We start from the raw sequence: 14,477 nt of genomic DNA on the forward strand, positions 1-14,477 counted from the left end.
GCTTCCTCCGTAAATCACGAAACAGGACGCGCGTATCGCAAAGCTGCCGCCTTACGCACCGCGGTCACGTCGACCAGCGAACGCGAGTCCATGGTCACGCTACCGCCGTCGTTCTGCACCGACGCCACCACCCCGCCCGGGATCTGCAGCGCAGTGCTCATCGTGCTCGGCGGACCGATCACCAGCAGACGGAACGGACCCGTCAACTGTTCACCGTCCGCAATGATCCCGCCACCCGACGCGTCCACGAAGAAGCTCGACGCCACCACCCGCACGGAGGTGCCGTTCGCCCCATTGAGCTGCATCACCTCACCGCCCGCGCCACGCAGCTCCTGCACCGTGTTCAGCACGTCGGACGCCCGCACATTGCTCAGCGTGATGTCCAGCCCCGGACCGCTGCCCGCCACCGTCCCGGCGAGCAGCCCCAGCTGCTGACTGCGCTTCTCCGCCTCCAGCTGCGCCGCCTCACGGCCCGCCACACCCGAGCTGAGCTGCTGCTTACTGGTCTCCAGCTCCTGGATCTCGGCCAGCAGGCGGCTGTCCTGCGCCTCCAGGTCGCTCAGGATCCGGACCAGGTCCTCCTGCCGCATCCCGGCCAGCCCGTCGTCGGCGTCGTTGCTGCGCAACTGCACCACCAGCGTGAACCCGAACAGCGCCAACAGCACCCAGATCAGCGCCCCGGCCGGAGCCGGCCAGCGCCTCTTCGGGCGACCAAGATCACTTTCTCCGGGCTCCGCCCCATCGGGTGACGTGGCGGATATCTCCGCCTCACCGTCCTCCCGGTCACCCGACCGGGGCACCCCCGCGGCCTGCGCGTCACCCTCGCTCACCGGGGCGGCCTCCGCCCCGTCGATCCCGTCAAAACCATGCGGGGGTACGTCGGGAGCGCTCCGCCGAGCCAGAGAGACCGTCGGCTCCTCATCGCCGACCGGCTCGGTGGCCTCGTCCACCGTCGCGGTCGGCGCCGTCGTGAACTCGTCGCCCGGCGCGATGAACTTGTCGCCCAGCGGGGTCGGCGCGGTCGTGACCTTGTCGCCCGGCACGCCCGGCACGGTCGTGAACTTGTCGCCCGGCACGCCCGGCGCGTTGTCGCCCGGCACGGCTGGCGCGGCCGTGACCTTGTCGCCCGGCACGCCCGGCGCGGTCGTGACCTTGTCGCCCGGCACGGTCGGCGCGTTGTCGTCCGCCGGGGCCGGCGTGGTGGCCGGATCGTCCTCCGTGACGGGCACGGTGGAAGCGGCCGCGGTCTGCGCCCGCGACCCGGTCTCATCAGGCTCGATCATCTAATTCCTATGCCCGGAACAGGTGACGTCGGATCGCCGCGACATTACCGAAGATCCGCACGCCGAGCACGACCACGACACCCGTCGACAGCTGACCGCCCACACCGAGCTGGTCACCGACATACACGATCAGGGCGGACACCAGCACGTTGGAGATGAACGAGACCACGAACTGCTTGTCGTCGAAGATCCCGTCCAGCTTGGCGCGCACCCCGCCGAACACCGCGTCCAACGCCGCCACCACCGCGATCGGCAGATACGGCACCAGCTCCAGCGGCACCGACGGCTCGTACAGGATGCCCAGGAGAACACCGGCGAGCAGAGCGAGTACGGCGATCATCGGCCGCCTTCCGTGGACGAACCCGGCGCCGGCGACCCCGGCCCGGACGACGAAGCGGAGCCCGGCGGCGCGGGCGCAACGCTGGGCGCGGCCGAACGGAGCTGGAACTCGGTCGCCGCCTCCAGGGTCACGTCCTTCACCTCGGCGGCCTTGAACGAGATCCCGTACCGCCCGGACAGCGTGTCGAAGAACTGCCCGGCATAGCCCGCCCGGAAGTCGTCGGCGAGGTCCTCCGGCCCGATCGCCACCACCTCGTACGGTGACGCCACCGGCCGGATGTCGACCAGGATCGCCTCGCCGGCCTGCCGGATCCGTGACGTCGCGGTCAGCCGCTGCCCGTTGATCATGATGGCCTCGGCGCCCGACTCCCACAGCGCGTTCGCCGCCAGCTGCAGATCGGTGTCCTTGACCTGGCCCTCGGTACGCCGTTCCCCGGTCACCGCGTCCACCGACGTCGGCCCGTCCACCAGCGTGATCCTCGCCCCCGAGCCGCGGACCCGCGACATCCCGGTGACCGCCTCCAGATCCCGCAGCTCGGCCAGCGCCGCCCCGCCCAGAGCCCGGTCCCGCAACGCGGCGACCTCGTCACCGAGCCGGTCGGCCTGCTCCCGCAGCCGGTCGGTCTCCTCCCGGCGCTTCTGCACCTGGCTGATCAGCGAGTCCCGTGCCACGGTCCGGGCCGGCTCCTCGGCAACCGTCTGCCGATAGGCCACCACCAGCAGGAACCCGATCACCACCAGGGTCAGCGCCGACGACCCGCCGGCCAGCGACCGCCGCCAGCCGCGCCTCCGGCCCTCGGTGGCCCGGCGCGCGGCGGCGTCCTGGTACCCCGGATCGAGCGGGTTCTGGAACAGCGCCGTGAGAAAGTCCGGTCCGTAGGTCCGCTTCCCCGCCGACGCCCCGTCCGGGTCCGGCCCACCGGCCGGAAGATACGAGGGCGGCAGGCTCACGGCACGCCCTCGGCGCCGCACCTCACGACGCCTCCGCGGCATCGGCCCGCAGCAGGCGCACGGCCTGGATCAGATAGAGCACGGCCGCACACCAGTAGAGCCCCAGCGCCCACCAGGCCAGCCCCCAGCCGACCGGGGTCGCCCACCAGGCCAGCCCGGGCGCCGCAGTGCCCAGCAGAATGATCGGAAACGCCGCGAGCAGCAGGAACGTGCCGGTCTTGCCCACGTAGTGCACGGGTGGCGGACCGAATCCGTGCCGCCGCAGGATGACCAACGCCACCCCGAGCACGGCCTCACGCAGCAGGAGCGCGGCGGTGAACCACAGCGGCACCACCTCACGCACGGTGAACCCGATCAACGTGGCCAGGATGTACAGCCGGTCCGCGAACGGGTCCAGCAACTCCCCGAGGCGGCTCACCGAGTTCATCCGGCGGGCGACGTATCCATCCACCCAGTCGGTGGATCCGCCCACGGCGAGCACGACCACCGCCGCCACGTCTTGCTCGGCCACGAGCAGCAGATAGAGGAAGAGCGGCACCCCGAGCAGCCGGATGAAGCTGATCACATTGGGCAACGTCCAGATGCGATTGGAGGTCTCGATGGACGGCGCAGGCTGCTGCGACATCGCGACTTCCTCTCCCCCTCGGCCGAGGCCCCCGCCCTGGCTCGTGCGCAAGCCCCGAACGCACGAACGGGCCGCTCGCCGAGCAACTATAACCAGCCGCGTTCCCCAACCCGGCACGCAGTCACGCTGGCCACACTCCACCAGCCCATCCTAGGAGGCTAGCTCATTCCCTTTCCCGATCCAGGACAGGCACCCCACCCCTCCGCAATTCAGGACAAGCACCACCCTTCCGCGACCTTGGCCGGACGCCCACCACCCCTCCGCAATTCAGGACGAGCACCACCACCCCTCCACGACCTTGGACGGGCGCCCACCACCGCAGGTGACGAAACGTCCAAGATCGCGGAAGGAGGGATACGGCGAGCCGCGAAACGGCGCGCGGGAGGCCAGGAGGCCAGGAGGCCAGGAGGCCAGGAGGCCAGGAGGCCGGGACGTCGCGGAAGAGCGCCCGCCACCCCTCCACGACCTTGGACGGGCGCCCACCACCGCAGGTGACGAAACGTCCAAGATCGCGGAAGGAGGGATACGGCGAGCCGCGAAACGGCGCGCGGGAGGCCAGGAGGCCAGGAGGCCAGGAGGCCGGGACGTCGCGGAAGAGCGCCCGCCACCCCTCCACGACCTTGGACGGGCGCCCACCACCGCAGGTGACGAAACGTCCAAGATCGCGGAAGGAGGGATACGGCGAGCCGCGAAACGGCGCGCGGGAGGCCAGGAGGCCAGGAGGCCAGGAGGCCGGGACGTCGCGGAAGAGCGCCCGCCACCCCTCCGCGACCTTGGACGGGCGCCCACCACCGCAGGTGACGAAACGTCCAAGATCGCGGAAGGAGGGATACGGCGAGCCGCGAAACGGCGCGCGGGAGGCCAGGAGGCCAGGAGGCCGGGAGGCCAGGAGGCCGGGACGTCGCGGAAGAGCGCCCGCCACCCCTCCGCGACCTTGGACGGGCGCCCACCACCGCAGGTGACGAAACGTCCAAGATCGCGGAAGGAGGGGTACGGCGAGCCGCGAAACGGCGCGCGGGAGGCCGGCAGACGCGGGAGGCCGGCAGACGCGGGAGGCCGAGGGAGGGAGGCCGAGGGAGGGCGGGCGGGAGGGTCAGTGGGAGTGGCGGCCCCGCCGGGCGCGGACGTAGTCGTCGATCACGTAGCGGCCCAGATCGGCGGCGTCCGGGCTGAAGACGCGGCCGCCGTTGCGCTGGGCGATCGCGCCGACGAAACGGCGCAGGCCGTCGTCTTCGCCGAGCATGAAGACGTTCAGGGTGGCGCCGTACCGGGTCAGCTGGTCGACCTCGCGGACGGTGGCCTGGACGGTCTCCGCCAGCGGCGGCCACCAGAACACCGCCTCGCCGTCCTCCTCCAGGTGGGCGGTGGGTTCGCCGTCGGTGACCACCAGGACGACCGGCTCGGCGCCGGGGTGGCGGCGCAGGTGGCGGCCGGCGATCTTGAGGGCGTGCTGGAGGTTGGTGCCCTTCTCGACGGTGGGCTCGATGGCGGCCAGCTCCCCCTGGGAGAGCGTCTGCGCATACCGCCCGAAGCCGACGATCTGGAGCGCGTCCTGTGGGAACCGGGTGGCGACCAGGTGGGACAGGGCCAGGGCGGTCTGTTTCATCGGGCCCCAGCGGCCGTCGGCGTACATCGAATAGGAGAGGTCGACGCAGAGGGCGACCGCCGCGGAGGCCCTGCGCTCGGTCTCGGCGATCTCGAAGTCCTCCGGCTCCAGGCGGACCGGAAGGGTCGCCGAGGACGCCGAGGCGGCCCGGCGGCGAACCGCGTTGCCGATGGTCCGCACCACGTCGAGGGGCTGATCGTCGCCGAACTCCCAGCGGCGCGAGGAGCCGATCAGGTCACCGGCGGCCCCGGCGTCGCGCATGTCGTGCTCGCCGCGCCGGCCGGCGATGTCCTTGAAGATCGCCGAGAGGGCGGTCTGGCCGAGGCGGCGCAGCGCCTTCGGGGAGAGGGTGAGGCCGTCCGCGTCGCGCTGGACCCAGCCCTGGCGGCGCAGCTCACGCTCCAGGTCGCGCAGCCGCCGCAGATCGTCGGCGGCGCCGCGGCCGAGCTGGCGTTCGACCGCCTCGACGTCGACGTCGTCGAGGGTGGCGCCGGGATGGCCCTGGCCGAGCTGCTCGATCAGCTCGTCCAGGTCGGCGATCTCGCCGAGCGCCGACGCCGCGTCGCCGTAACCGAGGTCGCCGGGGCCGCGCATGCGCTCGCCGCGGCCCCAGTTCAGGTTGGGCCGGAGGGTGCGCAGGTTGTCGGTGAGCCGGTCGAGCTGGCCGCGCAGCGGTCCGTCGCCGAGGGCCTGCCGCATCAGCTGCTCCAGCTCCTCGCGCTGCTGCGGGCTGAGGGAGCGCATCAGGCGTTCCGCGGCGGCGGCCTGCCGGGCCAGCGAGTCGATCAGCTCGTCGACGTTGCGCGGGTCGTCCGGGAAGAACCGGCCGTGCCGGTCCATGAAGTCGCGGAACGCGTCGGTGGTGTCCTCGCCGCGGGCGTGCCGGCCGAGCAGGTCGTTGAGGTCGCCGAGCATGGCCGACACGTCCGACAGGTCGCCCTCCTGGAGGGCCTGCTTCATGCCGGCGAAGCGCTGGGCGACGACCTCCTGCCGCAGCCCGGCGAGGATCCGCTGGTAGATCTGCCGGGCGTCGTCGGACGTCCAGTCGTAGTCGGACAACTCGGAGACGGCCTGTGACACCGACGTCGGCAGGCTGTCCAGCATCGCCTCGTGGAAGCGGGCGTCGTCGTCCCGGCGGGCGGCGAGCCCGTCGCGTTCGGTGGCGAGGGCCTGGTCCAGCATCTGCCGGGCCCGGGTGACGGCGCCGTCGAGGTTGCCGCGGCGCAGCGCCTCCCGCCGCAGCCGGCGGGCCCGCTCCGTCAGCGAGTCGAGCCCTCGGCCGTCGCGGGGGCCGCGCCGGATCAGGTCACGCAGCGCGTCCCGCAGGCTGTCGCCGCGGAGGACCCGCTCCCCCATGGCGTCGACCGCGGCCCGTACGTCGTACGGCGGCGCGAGTGGATCGGGCCCGTCCCGCCAGGCCCCGTAGCGGAAGACATTGCCGGGCACGGACCTCAGCTCCCGTAGATGGTGCGGCCGTCGTCGGTCAGCTCCTTGGCGAGACGGCGGGTCAGGTGCAGCCCCTCCAGGGCGAACTCGATGCCGGACGCCGCCTGCCCGGGGCTCGGCGCGTCGCCCAGCCCGAGCCGGTCCAGCACCTTGGCCAGGCCCGGCACCGTCCCGATCTGCGCGAGCAGCTCCTCGGCGCTGACCAGGTCGCCGGTCTGGATGATGGCGCCCTCGGCGACCAGGTCGGTGAAACCGGACAGGTCGAGACCGGCGAGCCGGGCCCGGAACGTCTCGGCGGTGGCGACCCGCAGCAGGTGGCCGAGGATCTCGGTCTCCCGGCCCTCCTCGCCGCTCTCGAACTCGACCTTGCCGCGCAGCGTGGCGGTGACCGACACGGCGTCGCAGATCCGGGCGACCGCCTCGCGTTCGCCGCGCAGCCCGGCCCGGCGCAGCGCGGACGCCGCCACGGTCTCGGCCGCGGCGATCGCGAACCGGGCCGACACACCGGACCGCGCGTCCACCGACGGCGACTCGCGGACCGCCCGGGTGTAGCGGGCCAGCACGTCGACGAGGTGGTCGGGCAGGGACGCGACGAGCGCCGCCTCCTGCCGGATCAGGGCGGTCTCCAGCTCCAGGTCGACCGGGTAGTGGGTGCGGATCTCCGCGCCGAACCGGTCCTTGAGCGGGGTGATGATGCGGCCGCGGTTGGTGTAGTCCTCCGGGTTGGCCGACGCCACCAGCAGCAGGTCGAGCGGCAGCCGCAGTTGGTAGCCGCGGACCTGGATGTCGCGCTCCTCCAGCACGTTGAGCAGCGACACCTGGATCCGCTCGGCCAGGTCGGGCAGCTCGTTGACGGCGAAGATGCCCCGGTTGGTGCGCGGCACGAGGCCGAAGTGGATGGTCTCCGGGTCGCCCAGGGCGCGGCCCTCGGCCACCTTGATCGGGTCGACGTCGCCGATCAGGTCGCCGACGCTGGTGTCCGGGGTGGCGAGCTTCTCGCCGTACCGCTCGGAGCGGTGCAGCCAGGCGACCGGCAGGAGATCGCCGGTCTCGGCGGCCAGCCGCCGGGAGGCGGGGGTGACCGGATGGTACGGATGCTCGTGCAGCTCCGAGCCGGCGATGTAGGGCGTCCACTCGTCGAGCAGGCCCACGAGCGCCCGGATGAGGCGGGTCTTGCCCTGGCCGCGCTCGCCGAGCAGGACCATGTCGTGCCCGGCGAGCAGCGCGCGCTCGACCTCGGGCAGGACGGTGTCGTCATAGCCGACGATGCCGGGGAAGCGTGGCTCGCCGGAACGCAGCCGGGCCAGCAGGTTGTCGCGGAGCTCTTCTTTCACCGGACGGAACTGGTGGCCGGTGGCACGCAGCTCGCCCACGGTGCGGGGCAGGTCGGCGGGTTCGGCGGGTGAGGTCACCGCACGAACGCTACTCCGGGGATATGACGACATCGACTGTGCGCGCCGACACATCCAGGCGCGCGAGATTGGCTCTGGTCACCCTCGGCTGCCGCGCGGCACGCTCGGTCGCATGACGCAGATTCTTCGGTACGCGGCCTTCACCCTCGATCCGGCCGGTGGCAACCCGGCCGGGGTGGTGCTGGACGCGAGCACGCTCAGTGACGCCCGGATGCAGCAGATCGCGGCCGAGGTGGGGTATTCGGAGACGGCGTTCGTGACCGCGGCCGACGGCGACCGCTACCGGGTGCGGTATTTCAGCCCGCTCGTCGAGGTGCCGTTCTGCGGGCACGCCACGGTGGCGACCGCGGTGGCGCTAGGCCCCGGCGAGCACGTCTTCACGACCAACGCGGGCGACGTGCCGGTGTCCGTCGACGGGGCCGGGGTGGCGACTCTGAGCAGCGTCCGGCCGCGGGTCGGCGACCTGGGCGGGGAGGATCTGGCGGCGCTGCTCACGGCGTTGCGCTGGGACGCCGGCGACCTCGACCCTGCGCTGCCGCCGCGTGTGGCGTACGCCGGGGCGTACCATCCGATTCTGGCCGTGACCAGCCGGCGGCGCCTCGCCGAGCTGGACTACGACGTGCCGGCGCTGACCGCGCTGATGACCGCGCGCGGCTGGACCACGGTGCAGCTGGTGTTCCGCGATTCCGCGGAGACGTTCGACGTGCGCGACCCGTTCCCGGTCGGCGGGGTGTACGAGGACCCGGCCACCGGCGCGGCGGCCGCGGCCCTCGGTGGCTATCTGCGGGAGCTGGAGCTGGTTCCGGCCAGTGCCGAACTGCTGCTGCGGCAGGGCGACGACATGGGCCGGCCGAGCCGCGTCACCGTGCGCCTCGTTCCCGGGAACGAGGCGGTCCTGGTGAGCGGCCCGGCCGTCCCGATCAGCTGATCCGCAGGCCGGCGCCGGAGACGCCGACCACGGTTCCGGACGGGTACCGCAGGGTGTGGTCACGGTCGGTGGAGATCAGCACCAGGCCGATCCGGTGCCCGGCCGCGAACACGTGGTCGGTGGTCTGCAGGTCCCAGCGGAAGGTGTAGGTCTTCCCGGCCTTGATCGGTGTGGTGTGCGCCGGCGAGAACCGGTTCCGCACATCGATCCAGCCACGGGTGACGATCTCGTACGGGGTCGTCGCCGTCACGTACTCCCGTTTGGCGAAGCACCCGGGATCGCCCTCGATGCCCGGCCCGACGCACTCCAGCTCGGCGAGCGTCCGGGTGCGGACGAACCGCTCCGCCTCCCCGTAGTCGACGAGCAGCGCGGTCAGGTAGGGGCTGTCGCCGTCCAGCGAGGCCCGGACCGTGACCTCCGGGGTGCCGGTGAGCCGGGTCTCCGTGGCGAGGGGCCCGGTCAGGTAGGCGATCCGGTTCGGGTCGGCGGTGTCCGGCGCGTTCGCCAGGTCCTCGGCGGTCCGTGCCGTGTTGTCGGTGAAGGTCTGCCGTTCCCCCGTCCCGAAGTGGAACGAGGTGGGCCGCAGCGGCCAGGTCCGCGAGGTCACCCAGTGGTTCGGCGCGGTCTCGACGTCGGCGACCGGCTCCCGCATGATCCCGGTGTCGATCTTGTAGAGCCACTGGTCGAACCACCGGTTCAGGGTGGTCAGCCACTCGGTGCGCCGGATGTTGAACGGGTCGGTGTGCGCGGCCTGGTGCAGCCAGATCTTGCGGGGCACGTTCCGCTTCGACAGCGCGTCCCACCACTGGCCGGCCTGCCCGGTCCGGACGTTGAAGTCGTGCAGCCCGTGCACCAGCAGCACACTGGCCCGCACCTTGTGCACGTCACGCAGATAGTCCCGCTCGGCCCAGTAGGCGCTGTAGTCCCCGGTCTCCCGGTCCTGCGCCTCTTCGATATCGGCCATCACGTCGGCGCAGACCTCGGGATTCTCCCTGGTCAGGACGGCCTTGGCCAGTACGTCGGTGTCCTCGCCCTGGAATCCGCCGGGCGCCACCACACCACCGTTGCTGCGGTAGTAGTCGTACCAGCTGGAGATCGCGGCGATCGGCACGATCGTCTCCAGGCCGCGCACGCCGGTCGCGGCGACCGCGTTCGGCAGGGTGCCGTTGTAGGAGACGCCGATCATCCCGGTCCGGCCGGTGGTCCAGCCCGCCGTCACCGGGGCGCCGGCCGCGTCGAAGCCCGGGGCCCGGCCGTTCAGCCAGTCGATCACGGCCTTCATGCCGAGCGTCTCGTTGCGGCCGCCCGAGGTGGGACAGCCGGTCGAGCCGCCGCTGCCGAGGCTGTCGGCGAACACCACGGCGTAGCCGCGCGGCACGAAATAGTTGTCCAGATAGCCGGCGAAGGTGATGGTCTCCGCCCGGTTCGCGTCGATCGACAGCTGGGACAGGCTGCCGTCGCGGTCGATGTCGTCGTGGTTGGGCACGTCGTTGAGGCCCGCGTAGTACGGGCTCGCCTGGAAGATCACCGGCACCTTGGCGTCGGTGTCGGGCCGGATGATCCGCACGGCGACCCGGTCCGGTTGCCCGTCCGAGTCGCTGTCGACCGGGGCCTGCACCCAAACCTGTTCCCGGATCGCGGTGGCGTAGTCGTGGACCGGTTGGGTGCCGGTCGCGGCGTGGGCCGGGGTCGCGGCGATGACCGCCGACCCGGCAAGAACGACGAGGAGCGTGAGGCCCCTGGCAAGCAGTCGCATCGGCACACCGTATCGCCATCCGTCGATTTCCAGGAGGGCCTAGAATCGTGCCTGATGAGCGCCACAATGATCGCCCGCGACCTCGCCGCGGGACACGGGGACCGTACCCTCTTCGAAGCACTCGACCTCGTGGTCGCACCCGGCGACGTGATCGGACTGGTCGGCGTCAACGGGGCGGGCAAGACCACGCTCCTTCGTACCCTCGCGGGTTTGATCGCCACCGAGAGCGGAAGCGTCTCGCTCAGCCCGCCCACCGCCAACGTCGGATATCTGCCGCAGGAACGGGAACGGCGCGCCGGCGAGACCGTGCGCGAGTTCCTGGGCCGGCGCACCGGGGTGACCGCCGCGCACGCGGCGATGGACGCCGCCGCCGAAGAGCTCGCCGACGGAAGACCCGGCGCCGACGACCGGTACTCGGCCGCCCTCGAACGCTGGCTCGACCTGGGCGGCGCCGACCTCGATGACCGGATCGCCGAGACCGACCTCGGTTTCGCCACGGACCTGCCGATGACCGCCCTCTCCGGCGGCCAGGCGGCCCGCGCCGGCATGGCGTCGCTGCTGCTCAGCCGCTACGACGTCTACCTGCTCGACGAGCCGACCAACGACCTCGACCTGGACGGCCTGGCCCGTCTCGAATCATTCGTGGCCGGGCTGCGCGCCGGTGTCGTCGTGGTCAGCCACGACCGCGAGTTCCTCACCCGCACCGTCACCAAGGTCCTCGAACTCGACCTGGCCCAGCGGCAGGTCCGCCTCTTCGGCGGCGGCTACGCCTCCTACCTCGAAGAACGCGAGCGGGGCCGGCAGCACGCCCGCGACCAGTACGAGGAGTACTCCGACAAGAAGGACGACCTGCTCGAACGCGCCCGCACCCAGCGCGCCTGGATGGACAAGGGCGTGCGCAACGCCCGCCGCAAGGCCACCGACAACGACAAGCACGTGAAGGCGTTCCGCGGCGAGACCAGCGAGAAACAGGCGGCCAAGGCCCGCCAGACGGAACGCCTCATCGAACGGCTCGAGGTGGTCGAGGAGCCCCGCAAGGAGTGGGAGCTGCGCATGGAGATCGCTGCGGCGCCACGCGCGGGCGCCGTCGTGGCCACCCTTCGCGAGGCGATCGTACGGCGGGGAGCGTTCAGCCTCGGCCCGGTCACACTCCAGATCGACTGGGCCGACCGGGTCGCCATCACCGGCGCGAACGGCTCCGGCAAGTCCACGCTGCTGGCCGCCCTGCTGGGCCGCATCCCCCTCGACTCCGGCGACCGCCACCTCGGTCCCGGCGTCGTGATCGGCGAGGTCGACCAGGCCCGCGGCCTGTTCCTCGGCGACGAGCCCTTGGCGGTCGCGTTCGGCGCCGCCGTCCCCACCTGGCCGGACGCCGACGTCCGCACGCTTCTCGCCAAATTCGGCCTCCGGTCGGCACACGTGCTCCGCCCCGCAGCCACCCTCTCCCCCGGCGAACGCACCCGGGCCGCACTCGCCCTGCTCCAGGCCCGCGGCGTGAACCTGCTGGTCCTCGACGAACCCACCAACCACCTGGACCTGCCGGCCATCGAACAGCTGGAGTCGGCGCTGGCCTCCTACACCGGCACCCTGCTGCTGGTCACCCACGACCGCCGCATGCTGGAGGCGGTCACCACAAACCGCCACATCGAGGTAACCGACGGAAAGGTGACCGCCTGACCCACACTCCCACCGCGGCGCCCATCCCCTGCCCCAGGTTCTTGAAGGCCGGCGCCCTCCGGCTCTCTCTTGCGCGGCCCGCAAGCTCCGGCCTTCCTGCGCGACCCGCACACTCCGGCCTTCTTGCGTGGCCCGCACACTCCGGATTTCCTGCGCGGCCCGCAAGCTCCGGATTTCCTGCGCGACCCGCACGCTCCAGATTTCCTGCGCGACCCGCAAGCTCCGGCCTTCTTGCGTGGCCCCACGCTCCGGATTTCCTGCGCGGCCCGCACACTCGGGGATTCTTTGCGCCCCGACGCCCCGACGCCCCGGGGCGCGCGACCTCTTCCGAACATTCCCAGGCTTGTGAAATTTCGCTGCGGGAACCGATCGGACAGGAAAAATCGGCCGTTCCATTTCGGCTTTCACACGGCAGCTCAGGCTGATGCGACAGCAGCAAGCGGTGTCGAATGCTGCTACGTCCGTCATCGGGCCCTGGCCGGACTCCTTGATGAAGATTCGCTCACGTACGGAAGAATGCCGTGACGTCCTGGGTGGCCGAGTCCGAAATCCGGTCGCCGGTTCCTGGCCGGAGCCGTAAGCGGGCGGCGAGCTGCTGTGGGGCCTGCCAGCCGAAAACGCGCCATCGCCGCTGATGACCATGGACCTGCCAGCCGAGAACGCGCCACCCCCGCCGACAACCACGGACCTAGCCTCGAGCGTTGCGGTGGATGCCGTAATGGGGTCTTGCCGGTGGAGTTGCGGTGCCAGTGCCAGTGCCAGTGCCGGTGGCGGTGGCGGTGGCGGTGCCGGTGCCGGTGCCGGTGCCGGTGGCGGTGCCGGTGCCGGTGGCGGTGGCGGTGGCGGTGGCGGCGCCGGTGGCGGTGGCGGTGCCGGTGCCGGTGCCGGTGCCGGTGCCGGTGCCGGTGCCGGTGCCGGTGCCGGTGCCGGTGCCGGTGCCGGTGCCGGTGGCGGTGCCGGTGGCGGTGCCGGTGGCGGTGCCGGTGCCCGGTGGCGGTGGCGGTGCCCGGTGGCCAGGGCTTTCAGCGGCGCCTGTAGCCAGGGTTTCCGGCGGGGCACCGAAGCCAACCGGCGACTCCGCTCGCGGCCGTCGGGCCTGTGTGGATCTCTTTGGCCGGCCGTTGGCGGCTCGGCCATCGCGTGCGGCGGCGAGATCGCAGTGTGCGGCCTGTGGGGTGTTTCGAGTGTTCGGGAAGCGGATGGTGCAGTTGCGGGCGCGCGAAGGGGGTCGGCGGCGGTGGACGGTCTGCGGCTATCCGGTGCGCACCGCGCGGGAGGCTGCGGCCGCGCAACAGGTCCGGCAGGCCGCGCAACAGGTCCGACGGGCCGCGCACCAAGTCCGGCAGGCCGCGCACCAAGTCCGGCAGGCCGCGCAACAGGTCCGACGGGCCGCGCAACAGGTCCGACGGGAATCGGAGGACGGCCTGGCCCGGGCGGGGTCGCTGAGGCGGCGCCGTTGTGGTGCAGGCGGCGAAGTTTTTCGGCGTGGCGGCGTTCGAGGCCGAAAGCGCGACGCCGCTGTTGCATGCGACGAAACTCCTCCCGCTCGGGAGAATGGTTGCGCACCTTCGCCGGATCGCGCATCTCGGCGATCTGCGCCCTACTGAACAGCGATCCCTGCCCCATGAATGGATTCTTCCGCAATCCGATCGCGAAGTGTAAGCGGATGATCATGCCATCCTGTTTTCATCCGGAACCTTGGAACCACGCCGCCACGATGAAAGAATAATTTGAGGATCCAAAAGCGCCGATAAAGGAAACCAATGGCGCGACTCACTCATCTCGAGGAACCTGAGCGAGGGCGTGGCGGGTAGGTCGAAAGGACGAGTTTCCGTCCTTATTCGCCGCATAGTGTGCGTGGATAATCCGTCGCACCGCCTCCGGGCCACAACCGTTTCATGTTCCCCCGCGGGCCGACGCGGGGCGGGCCGACGCAGGGCGGGCCGACGCAGGGCGGGCCGACGCAGGGCGGGCGCGGGCCGACGCGGGCCGACGCGGGCCGACGCGAGGCGACGCGGGCCGACGCGAGGCGACGCGGGCCGACGCGAGGCGACGCGGGCCGACGCGAGGCGACGCGGGCTTGGGCAGAAGGCGGCGAGTGGCTCAGGCCAAGAGAATCAGTGCTGCTCTTGCCAGCGTCCTGACGCGATTCCATTCCGCGCGATGGGGCAGGGCATCGATGTGCCACAGGTCTGCGTTCGGGTTTCCGCTCATCGCGCTGAGCTGATCGTCGAGTTGGGTCAACGCCGGTATCGCCGTGCCGGAAAGCCAGCCGCGCTCGATGAAGGTCGGTGCCAGCCGGAAACCGTCGTCGAACTCACATGCGAGTTCGTCGGCCGACGGAGCGGTGCCCAGCCTCTGAAGCCACGCCGTCTGTGCATCGGCTTCCAGGGCGAGCACGGCGACACTGCGCACGAACGCGACAGCGAATCTCGGCGCCGGATGGTCCACGAG

The 14,477-nt window shown here is 71.6% G+C and carries 11 protein-coding genes; 3 read left to right on the plus strand and 8 right to left on the minus strand.

Annotation, left to right across the window (positions count from 1 at the left end):
- Window positions 1–14: 14 nt before the first annotated feature.
- The 6 genes from BJ964_RS42925 to BJ964_RS42950 all read right to left on the minus strand — a co-directional run bounded on the left by BJ964_RS42925 (window position 15) and on the right by BJ964_RS42950 (window position 7,662).
- The gene (locus BJ964_RS42925) at window positions 15–1,283 is read right to left on the minus strand and encodes a DUF881 domain-containing protein (protein WP_229806745.1); all 1,269 of its coding nucleotides are present in this window, start codon (window positions 1,281–1,283) and stop codon (window positions 15–17) included.
- Window positions 1,284–1,290: 7 nt separating this feature from the next.
- Complete coding sequence (locus tag BJ964_RS42930; protein WP_183219036.1) at window positions 1,291–1,623, minus strand: small basic family protein; 333 nt, start codon at window positions 1,621–1,623, stop codon at window positions 1,291–1,293.
- Complete coding sequence (locus BJ964_RS42935) at window positions 1,620–2,573, minus strand: DUF881 domain-containing protein (RefSeq protein WP_307838024.1); 954 nt, start codon at window positions 2,571–2,573, stop codon at window positions 1,620–1,622. Before BJ964_RS42935 ends, BJ964_RS42930 begins: the two co-directional genes overlap by 4 nt.
- A 22-nt stretch (window positions 2,574–2,595) precedes the next feature.
- Complete coding sequence (locus BJ964_RS42940; protein ID WP_188126013.1) at window positions 2,596–3,198, minus strand: CDP-alcohol phosphatidyltransferase family protein; 603 nt, start codon at window positions 3,196–3,198, stop codon at window positions 2,596–2,598.
- Between the two features lie 1,093 nt (window positions 3,199–4,291).
- Window positions 4,292–6,250, minus strand: coding sequence for a vWA domain-containing protein (locus BJ964_RS42945; RefSeq protein ID WP_188126014.1), 1,959 nt, complete (start codon window positions 6,248–6,250; stop codon window positions 4,292–4,294).
- A gap of 5 nt (window positions 6,251–6,255) precedes the next feature.
- Entirely contained in the window at window positions 6,256–7,662 is a 1,407-nt protein-coding gene (locus BJ964_RS42950; protein ID WP_229806802.1) for a sigma 54-interacting transcriptional regulator, read from the minus strand.
- Window positions 7,663–7,774: 112 nt separating this feature from the next.
- Between BJ964_RS42950 and BJ964_RS42955 the strand changes: the two genes are divergently transcribed.
- Window positions 7,775–8,590 carry a PhzF family phenazine biosynthesis protein gene (locus BJ964_RS42955; protein WP_188126016.1) on the plus strand — a complete coding sequence of 272 codons (816 nt, stop codon included), beginning with the start codon at window positions 7,775–7,777 and terminating at the stop codon, window positions 8,588–8,590.
- Here the strand turns inward: BJ964_RS42955 and BJ964_RS42960 are convergent.
- On the minus strand, window positions 8,583–10,346 hold the full coding sequence (locus tag BJ964_RS42960) for a Xaa-Pro dipeptidyl-peptidase (RefSeq protein WP_188126017.1): 1,764 nt from the start codon (window positions 10,344–10,346) through the stop codon (window positions 8,583–8,585). The genes BJ964_RS42955 and BJ964_RS42960 overlap by 8 nt on opposite strands.
- A 54-nt stretch (window positions 10,347–10,400) precedes the next feature.
- Here BJ964_RS42960 and BJ964_RS42965 point away from each other — a divergent pair, with 54 nt between their 5' ends.
- Both BJ964_RS42965 and BJ964_RS42970 read left to right on the plus strand, forming a co-directional pair.
- Complete coding sequence (locus tag BJ964_RS42965; RefSeq protein ID WP_188126018.1) at window positions 10,401–12,023, plus strand: ABC-F family ATP-binding cassette domain-containing protein; 1,623 nt, start codon at window positions 10,401–10,403, stop codon at window positions 12,021–12,023.
- 1,458 nt (window positions 12,024–13,481) lie between these two features.
- Window positions 13,482–13,685 (plus strand): hypothetical protein, encoded by a 204-nt coding sequence (locus BJ964_RS42970; RefSeq protein WP_188126019.1) that lies wholly within the window; start codon window positions 13,482–13,484, stop codon window positions 13,683–13,685.
- A 441-nt stretch (window positions 13,686–14,126) separates the two neighbouring features.
- On the opposite strand, the gene BJ964_RS42975 is transcribed toward BJ964_RS42970, so the two are convergent.
- A complete protein-coding gene (locus BJ964_RS42975) occupies window positions 14,127–14,474 on the minus strand; it encodes a hypothetical protein (protein ID WP_188126020.1) in 348 nt (115 codons plus the stop codon).
- Between the last annotated feature and the right edge of the window lie 3 nt (window positions 14,475–14,477).

The organism is Actinoplanes lobatus (assembly GCF_014205215.1).
In the GTDB taxonomy this organism is placed as follows: domain Bacteria; phylum Actinomycetota; class Actinomycetes; order Mycobacteriales; family Micromonosporaceae; genus Actinoplanes; species Actinoplanes lobatus.